The 19,662-nt window shown below is 37.6% G+C and carries 13 protein-coding genes; 2 read left to right on the top strand and 11 right to left on the bottom strand.

Annotation, left to right across the window (positions count from 1 at the left end):
- Positions 1-95: 95 nt before the first annotated feature.
- The 8 genes from NMU02_RS09070 to NMU02_RS09035 all read right to left on the bottom strand — a co-directional run bounded on the left by NMU02_RS09070 (position 96) and on the right by NMU02_RS09035 (position 12,201).
- Complete coding sequence (locus NMU02_RS09070) at positions 96-1,445, bottom strand: DUF4989 domain-containing protein (protein ID WP_255027510.1); 1,350 nt, start codon at positions 1,443-1,445, stop codon at positions 96-98.
- 75 nt (positions 1,446-1,520) lie between these two features.
- Positions 1,521-2,960, bottom strand: a complete 1,440-nt coding sequence (locus NMU02_RS09065) for a BT_3987 domain-containing protein (RefSeq protein ID WP_255027509.1) — start codon at positions 2,958-2,960, stop codon at positions 1,521-1,523.
- Positions 2,961-2,991: 31 nt separating this feature from the next.
- On the bottom strand, positions 2,992-4,152 hold the full coding sequence (locus NMU02_RS09060) for a DUF1735 and LamG domain-containing protein (RefSeq protein ID WP_255027507.1): 1,161 nt from the start codon (positions 4,150-4,152) through the stop codon (positions 2,992-2,994).
- Positions 4,153-4,160: 8 nt separating this feature from the next.
- Positions 4,161-5,240, bottom strand: a complete 1,080-nt coding sequence (locus NMU02_RS09055) for a glycoside hydrolase family 18 (RefSeq protein WP_255027505.1) — start codon at positions 5,238-5,240, stop codon at positions 4,161-4,163.
- Between the two features lie 24 nt (positions 5,241-5,264).
- Positions 5,265-6,857, bottom strand: a complete 1,593-nt coding sequence (locus NMU02_RS09050; protein WP_255027503.1) for a RagB/SusD family nutrient uptake outer membrane protein — start codon at positions 6,855-6,857, stop codon at positions 5,265-5,267.
- A gap of 17 nt (positions 6,858-6,874) precedes the next feature.
- Positions 6,875-10,228, bottom strand: a complete 3,354-nt coding sequence (locus NMU02_RS09045) for a SusC/RagA family TonB-linked outer membrane protein (RefSeq protein ID WP_354003113.1) — start codon at positions 10,226-10,228, stop codon at positions 6,875-6,877.
- A 351-nt stretch (positions 10,229-10,579) separates the two neighbouring features.
- Positions 10,580-11,572, bottom strand: a complete 993-nt coding sequence (locus NMU02_RS09040) for a FecR family protein (RefSeq protein WP_255027501.1) — start codon at positions 11,570-11,572, stop codon at positions 10,580-10,582.
- Positions 11,569-12,201 (bottom strand): RNA polymerase sigma-70 factor, encoded by a 633-nt coding sequence (locus tag NMU02_RS09035; RefSeq protein WP_255027499.1) that lies wholly within the window; start codon positions 12,199-12,201, stop codon positions 11,569-11,571. Before NMU02_RS09035 ends, NMU02_RS09040 begins: the two co-directional genes overlap by 4 nt.
- An 842-nt stretch (positions 12,202-13,043) precedes the next feature.
- Between NMU02_RS09035 and abc-f the strand changes: the two genes are divergently transcribed.
- Positions 13,044-14,927, top strand: coding sequence for a ribosomal protection-like ABC-F family protein (gene abc-f / locus NMU02_RS09030; protein ID WP_255027497.1), 1,884 nt, complete (start codon positions 13,044-13,046; stop codon positions 14,925-14,927).
- Between the two features lie 389 nt (positions 14,928-15,316).
- A complete protein-coding gene (locus NMU02_RS09025) occupies positions 15,317-15,946 on the top strand; it encodes a DedA family protein (RefSeq protein ID WP_255027518.1) in 630 nt (209 codons plus the stop codon).
- Between the two features lie 60 nt (positions 15,947-16,006).
- On the opposite strand, the gene NMU02_RS09020 is transcribed toward NMU02_RS09025, so the two are convergent.
- The 3 genes from NMU02_RS09020 to accC are packed head-to-tail and all read right to left on the bottom strand — an operon-like array spanning position 16,007 to position 19,592.
- Positions 16,007-17,539: an acyl-CoA carboxylase subunit beta gene (locus tag NMU02_RS09020; protein ID WP_255027496.1), complete on the bottom strand. Its 1,533-nt coding sequence runs from the start codon at positions 17,537-17,539 to the stop codon at positions 16,007-16,009.
- Between the two features lie 2 nt (positions 17,540-17,541).
- On the bottom strand, positions 17,542-18,066 hold the full coding sequence (locus NMU02_RS09015; protein WP_255027495.1) for an acyl-CoA carboxylase biotin carboxyl carrier protein subunit: 525 nt from the start codon (positions 18,064-18,066) through the stop codon (positions 17,542-17,544).
- A gap of 11 nt (positions 18,067-18,077) precedes the next feature.
- Complete coding sequence (gene accC / locus NMU02_RS09010) at positions 18,078-19,592, bottom strand: acetyl-CoA carboxylase biotin carboxylase subunit (protein ID WP_255027494.1); 1,515 nt, start codon at positions 19,590-19,592, stop codon at positions 18,078-18,080.
- Positions 19,593-19,662 lie beyond the last annotated feature (70 nt).

Below are 19,662 nucleotides of genomic sequence, written 5' to 3'. Positions count from 1 at the left end.
AAGAAAACCCTAAAAGTTTTATAAAACTTTTAGGGTTTTCTTCATTCATCAGACAGTTCTCTCAAAATTAACTATCTACCGATAATAATTAAACTTTACTGAGCATTGTATACATAAATTTCGGTCACATCGTTATAGTAATCATAACGTTCCGATGATAATTCGACTTTTATATAACGGGTAGTCAGCGGAGTAAAGAATCGGAAATAATGATTATAACTCCGAGGAGTATCTGCCGTTCCTTGTTTAACCCATGTAATATTGTCCGATGAAGTTGAAATGGTGACTTTTTTAGGACAGGATGCAGCCTCATCATTTTCATAATAATCGATCCCGAAACCGGATACTTGTTTTGCTTCTTTCATATCTATTATAAACCAAACTTCTCCTTTAAAGTAAATATCGGTAGCTTTTTTCCCGCCTTCACCGTCAATAATTGTGCTACCGCTTCCCCACACATCAGGACCTAGTTCTACAGACCAGGAACTCTTTGATAATTCACTCCAGTCGTCAACTTTATTAGAGATGTATTCGAAATTTCGGATTACTTTATTTATATTGAAAGTGAGAACATTTTCTTTCTTATTTATACTTACCACAGGATCTTCACTTTCAGCCGAAGCTGTTACTATGAGAGTATGGGTTTCCGCATCGGCTGTTGTCAGTAAAAAGCCATTAGTAATAGACCATGTAATTTCTTCTGACTCTAATTTACCGGCCGGTATTGTGATTTCAGCAGGAGTAACAGTTATGTCGTTCATGAATTTTTCGTCCAGGCCTGTAGTGGCAAGTTTTATTTTTACATCTTGCCGTGCTGGTTTATCCAACTTCATTTTAAAAGTATAGGATATTGGTTCAGAATCTAAAATATTACCTTGTGAATAGGCTCGTTCGAATGAAACTTTGTTTCCATTCTTTCCGACTATAGAACATGCGGCAATATATTTTTCTTTTTTAATCACCACTTTAGATTCTATGGGCTTAGAACCTATTTTGTATCCTTCTACAGAGGCTTTCACCCCTAACACATAATTAACTGAATCGTAATCGGCTTGCGCAAAACTAAAATCTTCATTTTTTAAGTTTACTGTAACAGTCGCATCCGTAGAGCCGGCCGGAAGTATAGTTTTCGTCGTACTTATTTCTACATTTTCTTTCGGGATATTAGTATTTAAAATCTCAAAGGTTACTGTCGCGTCTTTTGGAGACGCTGCAAAATGAAATGTATATGTTCTGCTAACAGGACCGTTTAATTCTAAGCTGCCATCTTCTTTGTATACAGCGGTCAGTATTTTCTCTGATGCACCTTCCGTATTGTCGATGGTTATGGTTGGCTGATTTACCGGATATTCGGTCAAATTCAACACTTCATCATCTTTGCAGCTAACGAAAGTGAAGAACAATCCTATTGCTATAGGTAAAAATAACTTATAATGTGCTTTCATATTTTTAATTGATTTTTATTCTCCATACTAACTGATACTTGCTATAAAAGTTATATGATTCTTTTCTATATATTATTATAAATCATCGGGATATTTATAAGGGGTAGGGTCGTCCTTTTTATAAAATATCGTCGGATCTACCAACGGAGAACCATATAAGATTTTACATCCCGTGAGTCGATTGAAAATATCTCGATAATTATCCGGATTTGCCGCAAATCCCATATACCAACCGAACCCCCGGTCAAGGAGTTTGTGTGCACCTTCTTCATCCAGATCCATGCTTTGTCCGCTTGAAAATTGCATTGAAAGACCTGAACACTGTTTCCAAGACATATTTCCAATCGGATAAACCGAACTATCTAATCCGTAATCGCCAACGACAAAATCGATAAATTCAGAAATGTCTACACCATCTACGTTAGAGCCTTCTGTACCATACATATTACCAAAATTGTAAGTACTGACTATTTTATCGGGCATTGCTCTTTTTGTCTCGTATAAAAGTCGTCCACCCGCTTTGGCTCCAAGTGGTTGAAATGCCGGGTTATTTAAATCAGGATTATTTGAATACTCATCATCATAATTTACTCCATCTAAATTATAAGCTTTGCAATAGGCCGCTACTTCTCGTGCGAAATCGCGAGCCCCCGTCTTAGACAATTGGGCTAAACCGGTCTGATCATGATTTCCTAAGAATCCTAATACAACCTTGATGCCGCGCTTACGGAGGGGTTGGAGAAAAATTTCATGATTGTCGAGTAAATATTGTACATTCGGATTACATTTTACATAGGGACGCTGGGCTACATTGTCATAGTTGATATTGGCTGCAAAAAGCACCACTACATCCCACAATAATTTTCCGTTCGCCAGTTTAAAAGATAAAGCGTTCAGCGGATTAACGTCATTGACCTCGAGGAACAAACAACCCTTTACTACATTTTCTCCTTTATAGGCATCACCGGCATTTCTCATATCTTTTACGAAATAAATGCAATGCTTCGCATTTTCATCTTTAATCGTAATATCACTGCTTTGGTTACTGATGGCTACCGGAATGGCATAGGCCTTATCTTCCTGCACGCCTTCTCCCGCCCGGATAGTCATCGTTATTTCAGCTGATTTAGTATTCGTTTTTACGGTGAGGATTCCATTATTGGCAAAAGTTACCAAATCTTGCGGATACAATTCAAAATCTGTTTCGTGTTCTTTATTGTAAGTATCCAGCCAAGCGGCATCTATATTCACTTTCGCCGAAGTAGATTCAGTAGGAACTTTGCTCAATCCCATCTTTACGGTAGTAGTATAAGTATCTGTGTGAAGTTCTACAACATTGGAAACCAGATTCGACTTTCCATCTCGCAAATATGCATTATTTTCATAAATACCACTGTATGCCGACTCATCGAATTGCTTTCCTACCACAAGATCCTCGGTACAAGAAGTCAAGAATGCGGTACATCCCATAATCAGGGCGACAAACAATCCCGATACTAAAATTTTTGTATTCATAATGAATTTCTATTGTAAAAAGTTAAACCTATTATTTATTCATTGAGGGGATTTCTACAGTTACCCATACAGGATCACCTCCTTCGGCGGTAATATCATTTCCATGTTCTGTATAATCTTTAACAACATTACCCGCTCCTTCATTAAATTTCCAGTAAGCTAATAGTCCTTCGCTCTTAGGATTTATTGAATAGGGCGATTGTGCTATTTGTTCGGCAGATCTTTGTACTGTCCAGATACGAACTTCGGCTATGTCTCCCGGCAACCAACGAGAATTATCGTAAGATTTACCAATGAAGCAATTATTATCCAAAGATACGGTACCCGATGTCCCGGCATCTTTATAAACCGCAACGCCGTCTTTATAATAAATGCGTTCTTTTGTCGTATTATCATAAACGATGGCAATGTGTATCCATTCATTTACAGGCAAGCCCGGAATAACATTCGGCCCGGGAAAGTTCCCGCCCGGGGCTACTATCTGGAGCTGATCACGTGGTCGGTCGGCATCCCCTATACGTATAAGGAACTGGCCCTCGATACCGAATACCGAACTTAATGCGTTGCCGCGTCCCGCAGTCCAGTCTGAGCTTCTGATCAATGCTTCTACAGTAATTGTGGAAAGATTGCTTACGTCACTCTTCCAGTTAATAGGGAAATAACAGCCCTTGATATTAGCTACCACATTGATAAGAGCTGCGCCTTTAAAAACAAAATATGTTGTTCGTTTACTATCTATTATACCTATGTCGGTTGCATTCACAATCGTCACAGGTAGTACATAACGGCGAGAATTATCCAGTTCGTTGGTATTCATAAAGTTCACCACTATATTGTTGCCTGAAATATCGCCGGCTTTAATGGTAGAAGTCTTTTCGGGAATATTGTAGTAATGAGAGTCTAATGCAGTTGCATCGTCGTTATAAATCAAATTATAGCTAGCCGCCATTGAAGGATCTGCCTCAAATTTTACCTGAACGTCTTTTTCGGCAGGTTTCGGTAAACGGCAGATTATTTCTCGTGAATAGTCCGATATATCACTTCTTATCAACAAATCATCTACTACTTGTGCGGATGTGACATAAATTTTATTGCCAAAATGATGTATGTCATCAAGATTTTCATCTTTGCAACTACTTATTGAAACAGCCATAAAGGCTAAAAAGAAATAACGATATTTATAGAATTTCATATACACTTTTATTTATTAGGATTCATAATAGAAATGACTTCACGTAAATAACCGTATGTATTATTATAATAATCATTTTGGATACTCATTACAAAGAGACCGCTACGGGTAAAATCAGGTGAATATTGCCCTATCCATTGAGCCGTACCCAAAGCGGCGACAATCTTATTCCCATTTGCGTCTTTCGTATTCCAATATCCTTTCACTTGCTCTTTATCGTCTGCTTGCGGTAATTCGACACAGGCAATGAACCGATTTGCGGGAACAGGATTTACTCCTACATAAAGCGAATCTTTTACATCTTCGCCTGCTTGAAGTGCTAAGTAAGCTTTTACTGCAATATCATCTCCACTGGTAGAAAGAACAGATTTTAACGCGATATAATTGTATTTTTCCATCATACTCAGGTTTTCAGGAACCAAATACTGCACATTTCCATAAAATACCAAAGTCTTATGGTCATGTTTTTCTCGCCAGGACACTATTCTGTTAAAAAAGTTCTTTTGGCGTTTATTATATTTAGCCAGATTTTCTGGGACCATACTTACCAGTGATTGTCCGGTATAATCGATAATAATGCCGTCGTAATTATATTTGTCACATATGGCCAACATATCGTCTGTACGTTTCCCAAAATAGGCAAGAGCTTCTTCTTCTGTAAATTCGGGATTTATTTTAGTATTGGCTTCCCACTCTTCTTTAAAATTTTCATACTTAATGGCATAAAGTGTGTGTATTCCCTTTTCGCGTATTTGAGTCATTTCCTTTTGAATTTCAGGACTTACGTCGTCTGGATGATTCAGACAAATAAAATCGACACTGTCCGGAATCGCGGTCAATCGTTCTGCCTGATTAACGGGATCTCTTTGGGGATTATCGAAAGACACGAAAGTCACTTTATGTTCTCCTGTTTTATATTTTATTAAATCCTGAATATAATCTGCGTATAATTTAGGATATTGTTCTTTTAATGACTGATTTTTAAGGCCGAGGCTCTCTACTTCGTTCCAATCACTACATGAAATTATCGCTAGGGATAAGGTTAGAACCATCAAAGCAGATAATTTATATATCGAGCTATTTTTCATATATATTTTCCTTTAAGTTTAATATTATTTTTTAGACGCCCACCACACATTTGTAGCCATGTTGTCCGGACCGTTTAAATAGTTGGCGATGGCATATTCCACATTTTCCCTGTTGCTGACATATTCATCCAAAGGGTAAGGCATGCGACGCGCGCCTTTTTCCGAATCAACTATGCCACCGCTTTTATTTTCTTTTACAGGAATTAGTTTCGGATAACCTGTGCGACGGAAATCGGCCCAAGCTTCATTTCCCAATTCCCAGTTGGCGATCCATTTTTGTACGATAATACGTTCTTGCTTCTCTTCCGGAGTAGCGCTTTCATCCCATTTAATCGTAATGTTTGAGATTTGGTCCGAATAAGTATTTGTACCAGCAGGGTCGACATAGGGTTCGGGTTTATTTTCACTATTGTTTAGATAAGCTTCTGCTCCGTCTGCACCCCATTGTTCAAAAGATAAGCGGATGCCTTGATTGTAGAATGTTTCTGCCGTACCTCCCATGTCAAAGTTAAAAACAGCGGCGCCTTCAGCACGTAAGAAAGCCACTTCAGCCGCATTCATCCAATAAAGTGGAGAGGTGGGAGAAATATTTACTCCCGAATATTTACGACCGATTGTCTTTAACTCAGGAATAACGATACCCCGTCGCATTCCTACATAGTCAATGTCTTTCCATTCGGATAAAGTGAAAAACTTCGCGCGTCGGTTATCTTTATAACCGTTCATGTAGCAAATTATATCGGCTGCAGCATGTGTATCTCCCCCGGTTTCGGAATCCTGTACTTGATTATAGCGAGTAGCTACATAAATAGGATTTTGCGAAGTTTCAAAGTAATTCCATGCTGCATTGTCTACATTCGATTCAATTACTCCACCGTTAGCGGGATTCACAGCCTCTTCGGCCATTTGTTTGGATTTCAGTGGATTTACATAAGAAATACGTATAGCAAGACGCAATTTCAAAGAATTGGCAAACCTTATCCATTGTTTTACGTTGCCTTTATAAACATAATCGGCAGTGGGTACCAGTTGCTCGTTGGAATGCTCATTTAATATTTTAATAGACTCGTCTAATTCGTTAAAGAAGGTGTCGTAAGTCACTTCCTGAGAATCATATGGAGTCGCAATTTCGCCATTAGCACCGATTCGTGAATAAGGAATAGGGCCGTAAGCATCGCTAACACGGTGCATGGCAGCCACCTTTATTACCTTGGCAATAGCAAAAGGTACAGGATCTTTAGTATTTTGAGATACGATCTCTATTTGTTTCAGGTTGGAGTATAAAGTAGGAATAATTTTATCACTTTTCAAAAATACACGACTCCAGTCATCTTTAGGATTAAAATTAGAAATGGTTTCTGTAAAACCGGCATTGGAGTCGGCAAAATATCCACCCAATGGTCCGCCTAACAAACAGTCGGTAAATTGTGCTGTATTTACGTCGGGCGATATCACACAACCCGCTAAATTATTCATTGCAGATCCTAAAGCGTAACCATCTGGAGATAAGTCAGGTGCTTGATAGGGTTCGGTATTTATATTATCATAGTTCGCGATACAAGAAGACAGCGCAAAAGTGAGCGAGCCATAAACTATTTTATTTATTATATTTTTCATATTCATTCTTAATTTAGTTAGAATTTAAAGCTCAAGTTAAAGCCGACATTACGTAAAGATGGTATCATGAAATAGTCGATTCCCTGATAAAAATTATCTGTAGATGCTACACTTTCGGGATCGAACGGAGCCTTGTTATAAATCATCCAAAGATTACGTCCGACCAAAGAAACTTTAATATCACAAACATTGCCTAACCATTTTTTAGGAATAGTGTAACCGATAGAAGCTTCTTGTAAACGGATGTTTGTAGCGGAATAAGAGTAATACTGAGGAACAGCTGTTCCACCTGCTACTACAGAATACCAGTTCTCCGGATTTACCCGGTCGCCTTCATTTATGGAAACATACCCTTGATCTCGAGCTGCAGCCGATGTCTCGGATACTCCGAAATTATCTAAAAGAGCTTGTGTCCGAGAGAAAACAACTCCGCCTAAACGTGCCGTTAATAAGAAAGAAATATTTATATTTTTCCAGCTGAAACTATTATTCCATGCTAAATTCCCTTTCGGCAATACACTACCTAATTTTATATAATTGTTCGGGTTCAAATTTTGCGTGGCAACATTGTTTTTCTCATCGATATAAATGGCTCCATTAGCGTCTCTTTTAAGATCTATTAATGAGTAAATATCGCCCATGCTTCCACCTTCTTTCAAAATAAAACGTGTACTGCCTAAGCCTCCCATATTCAATGAGGAGATGGAAAACTTTTCACCGGTTACAGGATTAATCACATTATCCGCCAAAGCAAGTATCTTATTCTTATTCATGGAATAGATGACTCCTGTATTCCAAATGAAATCATTCCATGTTTTATTAAAATTCAACGCCAATTCAACACCTTGGTTGCGTACTGCACCCGTCTGAATATAGATTCGGGCATATTCACCTACCGGTAATTGAGGATTGAATGTTTGATTCATTGTTTTGGCATTATAGTAGGTAACATCCAATTCGAAATTCTTAAAGAAACGTATATTCATACCCACTTCAAAGGAGTTGGTACGTTCCGGTTTCAAATTATAAACCGGATAATCGGTAAGATTACTATATTGACCGGCACTGCTGTTCCACTTAAAAATAGGATTAGCAATGTATCTCTCGAATGCTGTACCCACAGAAGCGAATGATCCGCGTACTTTCCAATACGACAAGTAATCTTTATTCAAATTTGATATTAATTCAGATAAAATAATGGAACCGCCTACTGAAGGATAAAAAAATGATGTATTGGCTGAATTCGGACCGGCTAACTGGGATGGCCAATCATTACGTCCGGTAAGATTTAAATAGTAAGTACTCTTATATCCGACTTCGGCCGAAGCATAAAGCGATTGAGTCTGTTCTCGCCATCCCGATTGTAGATTTTTTGTTTTAGTGGTACTTAAGTTCTGTATATAAAATCCGTTTGTCAATCCGGGCTTTTCGCCGGCGAATGTCTTCGAGCCATCGGCGATAGGCCCTCTCACAGACATCATATCATATCTCATATCTGTAAATGAACCACCGAAGTTGGTTTGTAAAGACCAGTTTTTGTCGAAATTTTTATTTATGCTTATTAAAAAGTCCGCATATAATTGTTTTTCATAACTTCTGGAAACTCCGTAAAGACCGCGATCTGAAAGTTCTGTAAGCTGGGTGTTTGTACTTGCGTAAGCTTTTTCGGTATAATCATTACTGGCATTATCCAAACGTACGCGTCCCGAAAGTTTCAGCCAATCGAGTACCTGATAATCCAAACTTGCTCCTAATATGTAACGATCTTTCCTGTTTTCCCGCAAATTACGATAATTTACCCAGTAAGGATTCTGCATCGTCATGTTGCCATCTCCCGTAGGCCATTTTTGTGTATAAATCTTACGGGCATTATCATATTCCTCGTAAATTTTTATATCATTCCAATCATTGCCGCGAGGGAACAGATAAGCACCAACCAAAGGATTATTATAAGTACCCTGATTCACCATATTACGGTCTTCCTGCAGAATATAACTGCCGGTCATATCCAATGTCATTTTATCTTTAAGAAAAGAAGTTGTATTACGTACCGTAAAATTGTAACGATCGTATTTATTGTTGGGAATAATGCCTTTTGAATTGACTGCGGCAGCCGACGCATAAGTTTGATTTTTGTCATTCCCGGTCGAGAAAGAAATATTCTCTGTACCTATAACACCGGTCTGGAAATAATCATCCTTTGGATTATATCCTTGATAATTTGCAATTGTCATTTTAGGTCCCCAACTGCGACTTGAACCATTGTCCAGTACGCCACCGATACCTGAACCATAACGAGATTGGAAACGTGGTAAAACAAAGGGGGAATTGAATTCTACATTACTATTCACCGTAATGCTTATTTTTCCTTTTTTACCTTTTTTGGTAGTAATTATGATAGCACCGTTGGCAGCGTCCGAACCATAAAGAGCTGCCGCAGCCGCTCCCGTCAATACCGACATCGATTCGATATCTTCAGGATTAATATCGGCAATTGGCTCAGAATTTCCTTGAGAAGTAAATTCTGTACCGTTAACCTTGCTTGTGTTGGAAAACATCGGAACACCATCTATTACATATAATGCATTGGAAGATTGCATAATAGATTTCGTCCCACGCATTACTACCTTGGACATTCCACCCGCTCCGGACGAAGAGGCATTGATGTTAACGCCTGCTACCTTACCACTTAAGGAATTGATAAAGTTGGCATCTTTATTATTCGTTACTGCATCGGCATTTACTTGCTGTACATTGTAAGATAATGCTTTTTCTGAACGCTTTATGCCCAGTGCCGTCACCACTACCTCGTCTAAAACCTCGGTGTCATCCAGAAGCTTAATTTTGAAAGATTTTTTATCTAAAACGGGAAGCTCCTGTGATTTATAACCGATATAACTTACGATAAGGGTTTGATCGGGGGCGGCATCGATAGTGAAATTCCCGTTTAAATCACTGATAGTTCCTTTTGTCGTTCCTTTTACCAAAATACTGGCACCAATTATCGGTTCCCCTTTATTATCGGTTATCTTGCCTGAAATAATTTGATGTATTTGGTTTATAAATTTAGTAACGTCGGCCGTCTTTTCTTTTAGATAAATTTTTTTACCTATTTCAAAAGTCACATTAGTTCCTGCAAACAGACGGGAAAGAACACCAGAAAGTTCTTCATTATCGGCTCGTACGGAAACAATCATATCCGGATTAACAGTCGGGCGGCTATAAGCAACGGTTAGTCCCGTTTGCTTTGTGACGGCTGAAAAGACTTTTTCTAACTTTACTTGTTGAAGATTGATTGTTACTTTTTGGGCCGAGACGGGAGTGTATACCATCGAGCTCAATAACAATACAAACAACATCTTGTGTTTCATACTGATTAGTTTTAAAGTTTAACTTAACATAAAAATTTCTTTTATTGTAAGTTGACACACGAGATAGAAAAGCGGGTGAGGGAAAACGTATTTTTTTTATTCTTTTCTTTTTTATCTTCCTTTAAAGACTGTTCGAAAACGATGATTCGTGTGTCGATCGGCAGATTAAACATTTTACATCCAAATAATGTAAATAAGGTGCTAGTAAAGGCTAAGGTCCTTTAAATACGGACATCGGCCAGAAACATAATTATGTTTCTGGCCGATGTCCGTATTTACTCGGGTAGTGTAGCCCACCCATAAATATAAATAGTAAAAAGCGGTGAAAGTAAAAAAAACGGGAATTTTTTGCTATTTCATTTTCACTTTTACTTCTTTCTTTGTTTGGTCGTAATCGAAGCGAACGGGAGATATCTTTTCCAGATCTTTCAACACTTTCTCTAACAAAGTATTTTCAGAGGTGAGGGTATAAGAGTAATTTAGTGCCCTATCATCAACAATGACAAATTTCACATTATACCATCTATTCAGAATCTGGATGACTTCCGACAAGGAAGCGTCTTTGAAACTGATGATATTTTGTGTCCACTTGGAAGTGTTTTCGGTATCCGTCGCTTTTTGTATTACACAAAGCTGGGTATTTCTGTCATACTCTAATTGTTCTCCTGGTTTTAAAGTGTATTTTTTGTCAGACGGAAGGGCAAAATTTATTTTACCTTTATCTAAGTAAGCCAGAATTTTTGAATTGTCGGGGTAGGCTTTTACATTGAATCGGGTACCGAGCACATGTATGGCAGGACCGTTCAGATTCACGATGAAAGGACGGTTTTTATTTTTTGCCACACGAAAATAAGCTTCTCCGCTTAAATATATTTCTCTTGAAAACAGACCGAATTTTTTAGGATATTTCAAATGGGTATCCGAATTAATATACACCTTCGTCCCATCCTGAAAAACCATTTGTATACGTTCTCCTTTTGCCACATATATTTCTTCGTATTCCGAATTGCCAAATAAATCGATACGGGAATTCAACTGCATATAGAGGCCTGTTAATATGATAAAAGGAATTACGACAGCTGCCACACGAAACAATATCCTGCGCATGCGCTTTTTGCGAATGTTTTGTTTTATACTTGCCAGCATTTTTTCGGAAGATATAGAATGGTTTACGTAAAGTTCTTCCATACCGGGTTTTATCTGTTCAAAGTTTTTATCAATCGTTTTTTCAAGAAATGCAATTCCTTCCTTGGTTGCAAACCATTTTGCCACATTTGCCGCAACTTCCTGGGAAGCGATTCCGGCAAGAACATCTTCTATTTGTTTATCGTCGGGCTTGTTCATGCTCTTATTTGTATTGTAAAGTGGACACTTAAAAAGGTTATTAGAGTGAGAATTATAACTATTATTAACATTTTGCTTAAATTTAATCGCAACAGTTTCAATGCTTCCGAATAATGTGTTTTAATAGTATTCACAGAAAGCCCCAATTTATCGGCTATATCTTTGTTCGACAATTCGTCGCTCACTTTCATTAAACAGATATCGCGCTTTTGAGACGGAAGTAAATTGATCGCTTTATAAAAAAGACACATCAACTCTTTATTTTCCAGCTTCTCTATCAAGTTATCATCATAATTGGTTTCTCTTTGTGTTATCTCATAGTTTTTGGTCAATGCCGTATTATTGTCTCTTATTTGATTCAGTACATGATTTTTGGTCATTGTAAAAAGATAATTCTTCAGATTAACCCCTACACGAAGTTCTGCTCGATATTCCCAAAGACGTACGAATACTTGTTGAACGATATCTTCAGCCATTTCCCGATTCATCAAATACCGGTATGCTACAACATATAGTAGTTTATGATATTTTTCATAAACACGGGTAAATGCCTTCTCATCTCCTTTTTCTATTAAGGCAAAGAGTTCGTCGTCATCGGCTTCGAGATATTGATTAATATTATATTGCATGCATTACAGGTTACAATCGGAAGTTTTTGATGAACAAATATAGTCAATTTTATGAAATAAAAATAATTAACTGTTAATATAATTAAATTTATCTTTATATATTGTAAGAATACGGTAAGTTCTGACATTTTAAATTAAAAGAAATCGGCAAAGTTACCCTTGAATTCGAAATGAAAATATATTATATAGTTTGAAAATTAGCTGTGATAAGAGCTTTAAATCATTTTTTATAGTATTAGGATAATTTTGATTTTTGCTACTCAGAGAATGATTTCTGTTGTTCTAACGGAATAAGAAAAATAGTAAAATTATTTCAAAAAAGAAGCTGACTAACTCTGTATTGTTAGGCAGCTTCATTTTTTATGTTTTATGTGGCATGATTAGTGGCTTATATCTTCCTTTATACTCTAATTTCTTACTTAAATTAAGGAAGTATTCTCTCGCAAGACTATACATTCCCGACCAAATGTTCTAAGTCTTGCCTAACGGATGATTGTCGGCGTTAATGTGTGTTTTTCTAGTATATAAGGATAACAAGATTGGTAAGGAGCTTCATGCTTATGGTCTCCTTAGATGAACGAAGCAAAGATAATACAATTATTGAAATGAAAACTTTTTTTACCTCGAAATGTTTCTACAAAATGCAAAATAATACTGTATTTCTGTTAAAATCACCAATTTAAGTGTTCTCATGACACTATGAAAAAGAGGATATACATTTTATTTTGTATAATAATTCATATTTCTGTTTTCCGTTTTTTTGAGTTCCTAAAATAAGGAATAGCGGTAGTTCCGAAAATTATAATTAATTTTATCCTGTAATTTAAGATAAAAATTCGACTATGGTAAGTTATTTGCAGGTAGATAATCTGAAAAAATCGTTTGGTGATTTGTTGCTTTTCGAAAATATTTCATTTGGTATTGCCGAAGGGGATCGAATCGGACTTATAGCAAAGAATGGTTCCGGAAAAACTACTTTGCTCAATATCCTGGCCGGAAGGGAAGGATATGATTCTGGAAGTGTAGTTTTTCGTAGAGACCTGAAAGTCGGTTATCTTGAACAGGATCCGAAGTTTCCGCAAGGAATTACGGTACTTGATGCTTGTTTTCATTCTGATAATGAAATGGTAAATCTTATATCTGAATATGAAACTGCTTCTCAGAGGGGTGATTATAGTTGCATGGATTCTTTGATTGAGAAAATGGATCATTTTAAAGCGTGGGATTATGAACAAAAAGCTAAACAGATTTTATCCCGGTTAAAAATAAACAATTTCGATCAGAAAATAGAGCATTTATCGGGGGGACAATTAAAACGCGTGGCTTTAGCTAATGTATTGATTACCGAGCCGGATTTGCTGATACTTGACGAGCCGACCAATCATCTCGATCTTGAAATGACAGAATGGCTTGAAGAATATCTGAAACGTACTAAATTAAGTTTGCTGATGGTGACTCACGATCGGTATTTTCTCGATAGAGTATGCGATCAGATTATCGAGATTGATGCCCGTAACTTATATTCGTATCGGGGGAATTATAGTTATTATCTCGAGAAACGCCAAGAACGTATCGATGCAACGAATTCGGAAATCGATCGTGCTCGTAATTTATTACGAACCGAACTCGAATGGATAAGACGGCAGCCACAGGCGCGGGGAACAAAGGCTAAATATCGTGTCGACGCATTTCATAAACTTGAAGAAAAGGCTGCTTCAGAGAGAATGCAGGGTGATGTACGTCTCGAAGTGAAATCTGCTTATATAGGTTCTAAAATATTCGAAGCTAAAAATCTATCTAAAAGTTTCGGCGATCTAAAAATTCTGCAAGATTTTAATTATGTGTTCGCCAGATATGAGAAGATGGGTATTGTTGGAAATAACGGGACCGGAAAGTCTACCTTTATAAAAATGCTGATGGGAATAGAAAAAGCGGATAGGGGAGAAATAGAGATCGGAGAGACGGTTAGGTTCGGATATTATAGTCAAGATGGACTACAATTTGATGAACAAATGAAAGTGATTGATGCGGTTCGTAATATTGCCGAAGAAATATCGCTCGGAGACGGTCGTAAACTGTCTGCATCTCAGTTTTTACAGTATTTTTTGTTTACACCCGAAACACAATATAATTATATATATAAATTAAGTGGAGGAGAGAAACGTCGTTTATATCTGTGTACGGTTCTCATTAGTAATCCCAATTTTTTGGTACTCGACGAACCCACTAATGATTTGGATATCGTTACTTTAAATGTTCTTGAAGAATATCTGAAAAATTTTAAAGGGTGTGTAATCGTTGTATCTCACGACCGTTATTTTATGGATAAGGTCGTAGATCATCTTATGGTATTTCAGGGAAATGCCGTTTTAAAGGATTTTCCGGGGAATTATACCGATTACAGGGGATGGAAGTCTCGACAAGATAATCAGGAAAAAGCGGAACACGCCGAATTAGAGAAAAAAGAATTATCGGTAAAATCTTCTCGCAGGCGTAATGAAGGAGATAAAAAAGCGAAAATGTCGTTTAAGGAAAAACGTGAGTTTGAGGAACTCGAAGCGACAATACCTAAACTTGAAGATGAAAAAAAACAACTCGAAGATGAAATGAGTTCGGGAATGCTTTCTTCCGATGAATTGATCGAAAAGTCGAAACGAATTGCGAATATTATCGATGAAATTGATAAAAAAACCATGAGGTGGCTCGAATTGAGCGAATTGTTATAAATTTAAAAAGGCTGCCTCTCACGAGGCAACCTTCCCAAACTTGAAATATATCAAAAACAAGAAAGAGGATAATGCTTATTTTTGGTAATAAGCAAGGATAATAATACCAATGAAACACACAAAAAACAAGAATATATTTTATAACACTTCGTTTCAGTATTAAATGGAAAAACCGGTCAGACACTTCTGGAATTTTCCGTTTCCGGAGGTTTTTCCCTTTCTTTATTACTAAAACATTCAGTTTAATTTTTTGTTTGAAAGGATTTGAATATTTAATATATATAAACATATATAGTATTTTATTTACGTTTTTGTCGTAGAAATATAATGTGTTTGATGGTATTAATCCGTAAATTTGTCGGCTTAAAATATAAAATGATAAATTTATGATGGAATCTTTGTCTTTTATCCAATGGTGTCTCGATCATTTAAATTATTGGACCATAACTTTGTTAATGACGATAGAAAGTTCGTTTATTCCTTTTCCTTCTGAGATTGTCGTACCTCCTGCTGCATATAAAGCCGCGGCGGGTGGTTTAAATATTTATCTCGTGGTTCTTTTTTCAACGTTAGGGGCATGTATAGGTGCCCTTATCAATTATTTTCTGGCGCTTTGGGTAGGACGTCCGTTAGTATATAAATTTGCAAACAGCCGCATTGGCCATATGTGTCTTATCGATGAAGCGAAAGTTATTAAAGCTGAAAAGTATTTCGATGAAAACGGACGCATTTCTACTTTTATCGGACGTTTGGTACCGGCTGTACGTCAGTTAATTTCTATACCTGCCGGTTTAGCACGTATGAGGTTGTCTACATTTTTGTTATATACAGCACTTGGGGCTGGTTTATGGAATTCTATTTTGGCAGCAATCGGTTATTATCTCGAATCGGTAGTTCCGCAAGATCAGTTAATGAGCCGAGTGGCTGAGTACAGCCATGAATTATCTTATGTTTTTATAGGTATTGCGGTAATTGTAGTTGTTTTTCTTGTTTATAAAGGAATGAAAAAGAGGAAATAATCTTCAGGATATATAAAAAAAGCCGGTGAATTCACCGGCTTTTTTTATATATCCTGAAAATCAGAGAGGCATATTTCCGTGTTTTTTAGGGGGATTGCTCTTGTTTTTATTCTGTGCCATATCCAGGGCTTGAATAAGTTTATATCGGGTTTGCTTAGGTAATATTATTTCATCTATATATCCCAGTTCGGCTGCTTTATACGGATTGGCAAAATTATTCCTATAATCTTCAATCGCTTGTTTTTTTGTTTCTTCATCGGCATGTCTGTATAATATATTCACAGCGCCTTCAGCCCCCATAACTGCAATTTCTGCGTTCGGGTAAGCCAAATTTATATCTGCACCGGTTTGTTTACTCGACATAACGATATAAGCGCCACCATACGCTTTACGGGTAATAAGTGTAACTTTGGGAACCGTTGCTTCGGCATATGCATAAACTATTTTTGCTCCGTGGCGAATAATTCCGTTATGTTCCTGAGTGCATCCGGGTAAAAAGCCGGGTACGTCTTCAAATGTGACCAAAGGAATATTGAAACAGTCGCAGAAGCGGATGAAACGGGCAGCTTTATCAGAGGCATCGATGTCGAGAACGCCTGCCAGATAGGCTGGTTGATTGGCAACGATACCGACTGATTTTCCTCCCAGACGGGCAAATCCGATAACGATATTTTTAGCAAAATGAGCCATAACTTCAAAGAAGTAATGATCATCGATAACGGTTTCAATAATATCTTTTATGTCGTATGGGACATTCGGGTCGGCAGGGACTATTGTTTGTAAAGATTCGTCTTCACGGTGTATATCGTCATTGGTTTGTTGTATTGGAGCGTCTTCCATATTGTTGGAAGGAAGGAAACTAAGCAATTCACGAATACCCATAAGAACTTCTTCTTCCGAATTGTTCATAAAATGTGTAACACCGCTTTTGGTACTATGCGTATAGGCTCCACCGAGTTCTTCTTTGTTTACTTCTTCATGAGTAACAGTCTTTACTACATCGGGACCGGTTACGAACATATGGCTTTTTTCTTTTACCATAAAGATAAAATCGGTGAGGGCGGGGGAATAACAGGCTCCTCCTGCGCAAGGGCCGAGAATAGCCGAAATTTGTGGAATTACTCCTGAAGCCATGGTGTTTTGATAAAAAATATTTGCGTAACCTGTAAGACTTTCAACGCCTTCTTGTATACGAGCCCCTCCCGAATCGTTCAAGGCAATTACCGGTGCTCCGTTTTGTAGTGCGAGGTTCTGAACTTTTACAATTTTTTGTGCATTTGTCGTACTCAGCGACCCTCCGTACACGGTAAAGTCATAAGCATATACATATACCAGCCGTCCATCGATTTTTCCGTAACCCGATACGACTCCGTCACCCGGAATCTTTGTTTTATCCATTCCGAAGTTACTGCAGCGATGTACCACTAACTTGTCGAGTTCGGCAAAAGTTCCTTTATCCAGAAGCATTTCGATACGTTCTCTGGCCGACATTTTCCCGGCTTCATGTTGCTTTTGCAATTTATCGGGGCCACCACCTAATTCGGCAATTTTGTCCTTTTTTATAAAAGAGTTATATATTTCTTCGTTTTCCATAATTATTTTTTCTCCTGATCTACTATAATATCTAATTTTATCAGTATCTGGTCATTATTTACCGATTCGCCCTCTTTTACAAGAATCTCTCTGACCATGCAATCGGATGATACTTTGAAATTACTTTGCATTTTCATTGCCTCTATTACGATGACAGTGTCTCCAGCACTAACGAAGTCTCCTTCATTTACCGGAATTTTTACGATTTTTCCCGGCATCGGAGATATGATTTTGTCGTCTTGTCGGTCATCTTCTTTTTTTCGGGTACGTAGGTATCTGGCCTGAGAATCGATAATGTCTATATTAAAGGTAGAAAAGTGTGTATTTACTTTATAATTCTTTCCATTTTCCGATTTTGTAAGTTCGGCATTGTATGATTTACCGTTATGAAGAATCGAACATATCCCGTTTTCGGCCATAACGATATCTACGTCATAAGGCTTTCCATCGATGGATATTTGTACTTTATTACCGTCTTTATTCAGTAATTCGATTTCTGCTACACGTTTTCCTATATGTATTTCCATTTTGATACTGTTTAAATTCTTAAAACGCCTTTATGCATGCCGAATGCCTTCCAGCGGCTAATGGGGCGGTTATCGATTGTATTGGATGTGTTTTCTTCGAGATTCATCAAATAATCGATATAAGCGGCGATCATAGCGATATTTTCCGACTCTTCTTCTTCTCCTGGAGTAATACCTCGCAATAGGAATTCTGCATTTTTTTCGATGAAATGGGTGTCGTATCCTCCTTGTATAAAATCTGGAGTGTCCATTATTCGCCGGAGATAAGGTATATTGTTTTTTACGCCAGTTATCTTGTATTCGTATAAAACACGTCGCATTCTTTCAATGGCGTATTTTCTGCAGGTAGCCCAAACGATAAGCTTTCCGATCATTGGGTCGTAATGAACAGGAATCTCATATCCTTCATAAACATAGCTGTCGATGCGCACGCCGATGCCATTGGGTTCGGTTATCTGTTTTATAATACCAGGTGAAGGCATAAAATTCATATCGGCATCTTCTGCGCATATACGACATTCGATGGCATGTCCGCGTTGTACAATATCGCTTTGTTTCAATCGTAGAGGTTTTCCGTTTGCAATATGTATTTGTTCCTTTACCAGATCTATTCCCAATACTTCTTCGGTAATAGGATGCTCTACTTGTAGGCGCGTATTCATTTCGAGAAAATAATAGTTCCGGTATTTGTCAACCAAAAACTCTATTGTTCCGGCTCCGATATAATTTACGGCTTTTGCTGCAGCTACTGCCTTTTGTCCCATTTCTTTACGTAACTCGTCGGTAATGAAAGACGATGGGCTTTCTTCTACGATCTTTTGATGACGTCGTTGAACAGAACATTCTCTTTCACAAAGATGAATGACATTTCCGTGAGTGTCACCTAATATTTGAAATTCGATATGGTGCGGTTCTTCTACATATTTTTCGAGATAGGCGGTATCGTCACCAAAGGAAGACAGCGCTTCTGATTTTGCATTTAAGTAAGCTTCTTCGACCTCATTTTCGTTATGTATGAGTCTCATTCCTTTACCTCCACCACCTGATGACGCTTTTAACATTACCGGATAACCGATTTGGTTACATAATTCTTTGGCTTCTTCAATGCTTTTAAGATTATCTTGTGTACCTGGTACAACGGGTACACCTGCATCGATCATACAACGTCGTGCCGATATTTTGTCTCCCATTGTTTCCATTGTTTCGGGAGTCGGTCCCATGAATATAATTCCTTCTTCGCTACATCTTCGGGCAAAATTTGCATTTTCAGATAAAAAGCCGTATCCAGGATGTATTGCGTCTGCTCCGTATTTTTTGGCGACTTCTATGATTTTTTCAATATTCAGATAACTTTCTTTTGAGGCGGCTGGTCCTATGCAATAAGCTTCATCGGCATAAAAAACATGTTTAGCCGTTCTGTCTGCTTCCGAAAATACAGCGATAGTTTTTATTTCCATCTCTTTACAGGACCGCATAACGCGTACGGCGATTTCGCCCCGGTTTGCAACTAATATTTTCTGTATCATTCTCCTTTTATTTAGAGATTACTATTCTTTAAAAATGAATCAATAATGACACGACCACTATTGGTTCTAA

The organism is Coprobacter tertius (genome assembly GCF_024330105.1).
Classification (GTDB): Bacteria; Bacteroidota; Bacteroidia; order Bacteroidales; family Coprobacteraceae; genus Coprobacter; species Coprobacter tertius.
Note: the sequence above shows the minus strand (reverse complement) of the source record. Positions and strands in the feature narration are given on the sequence as shown.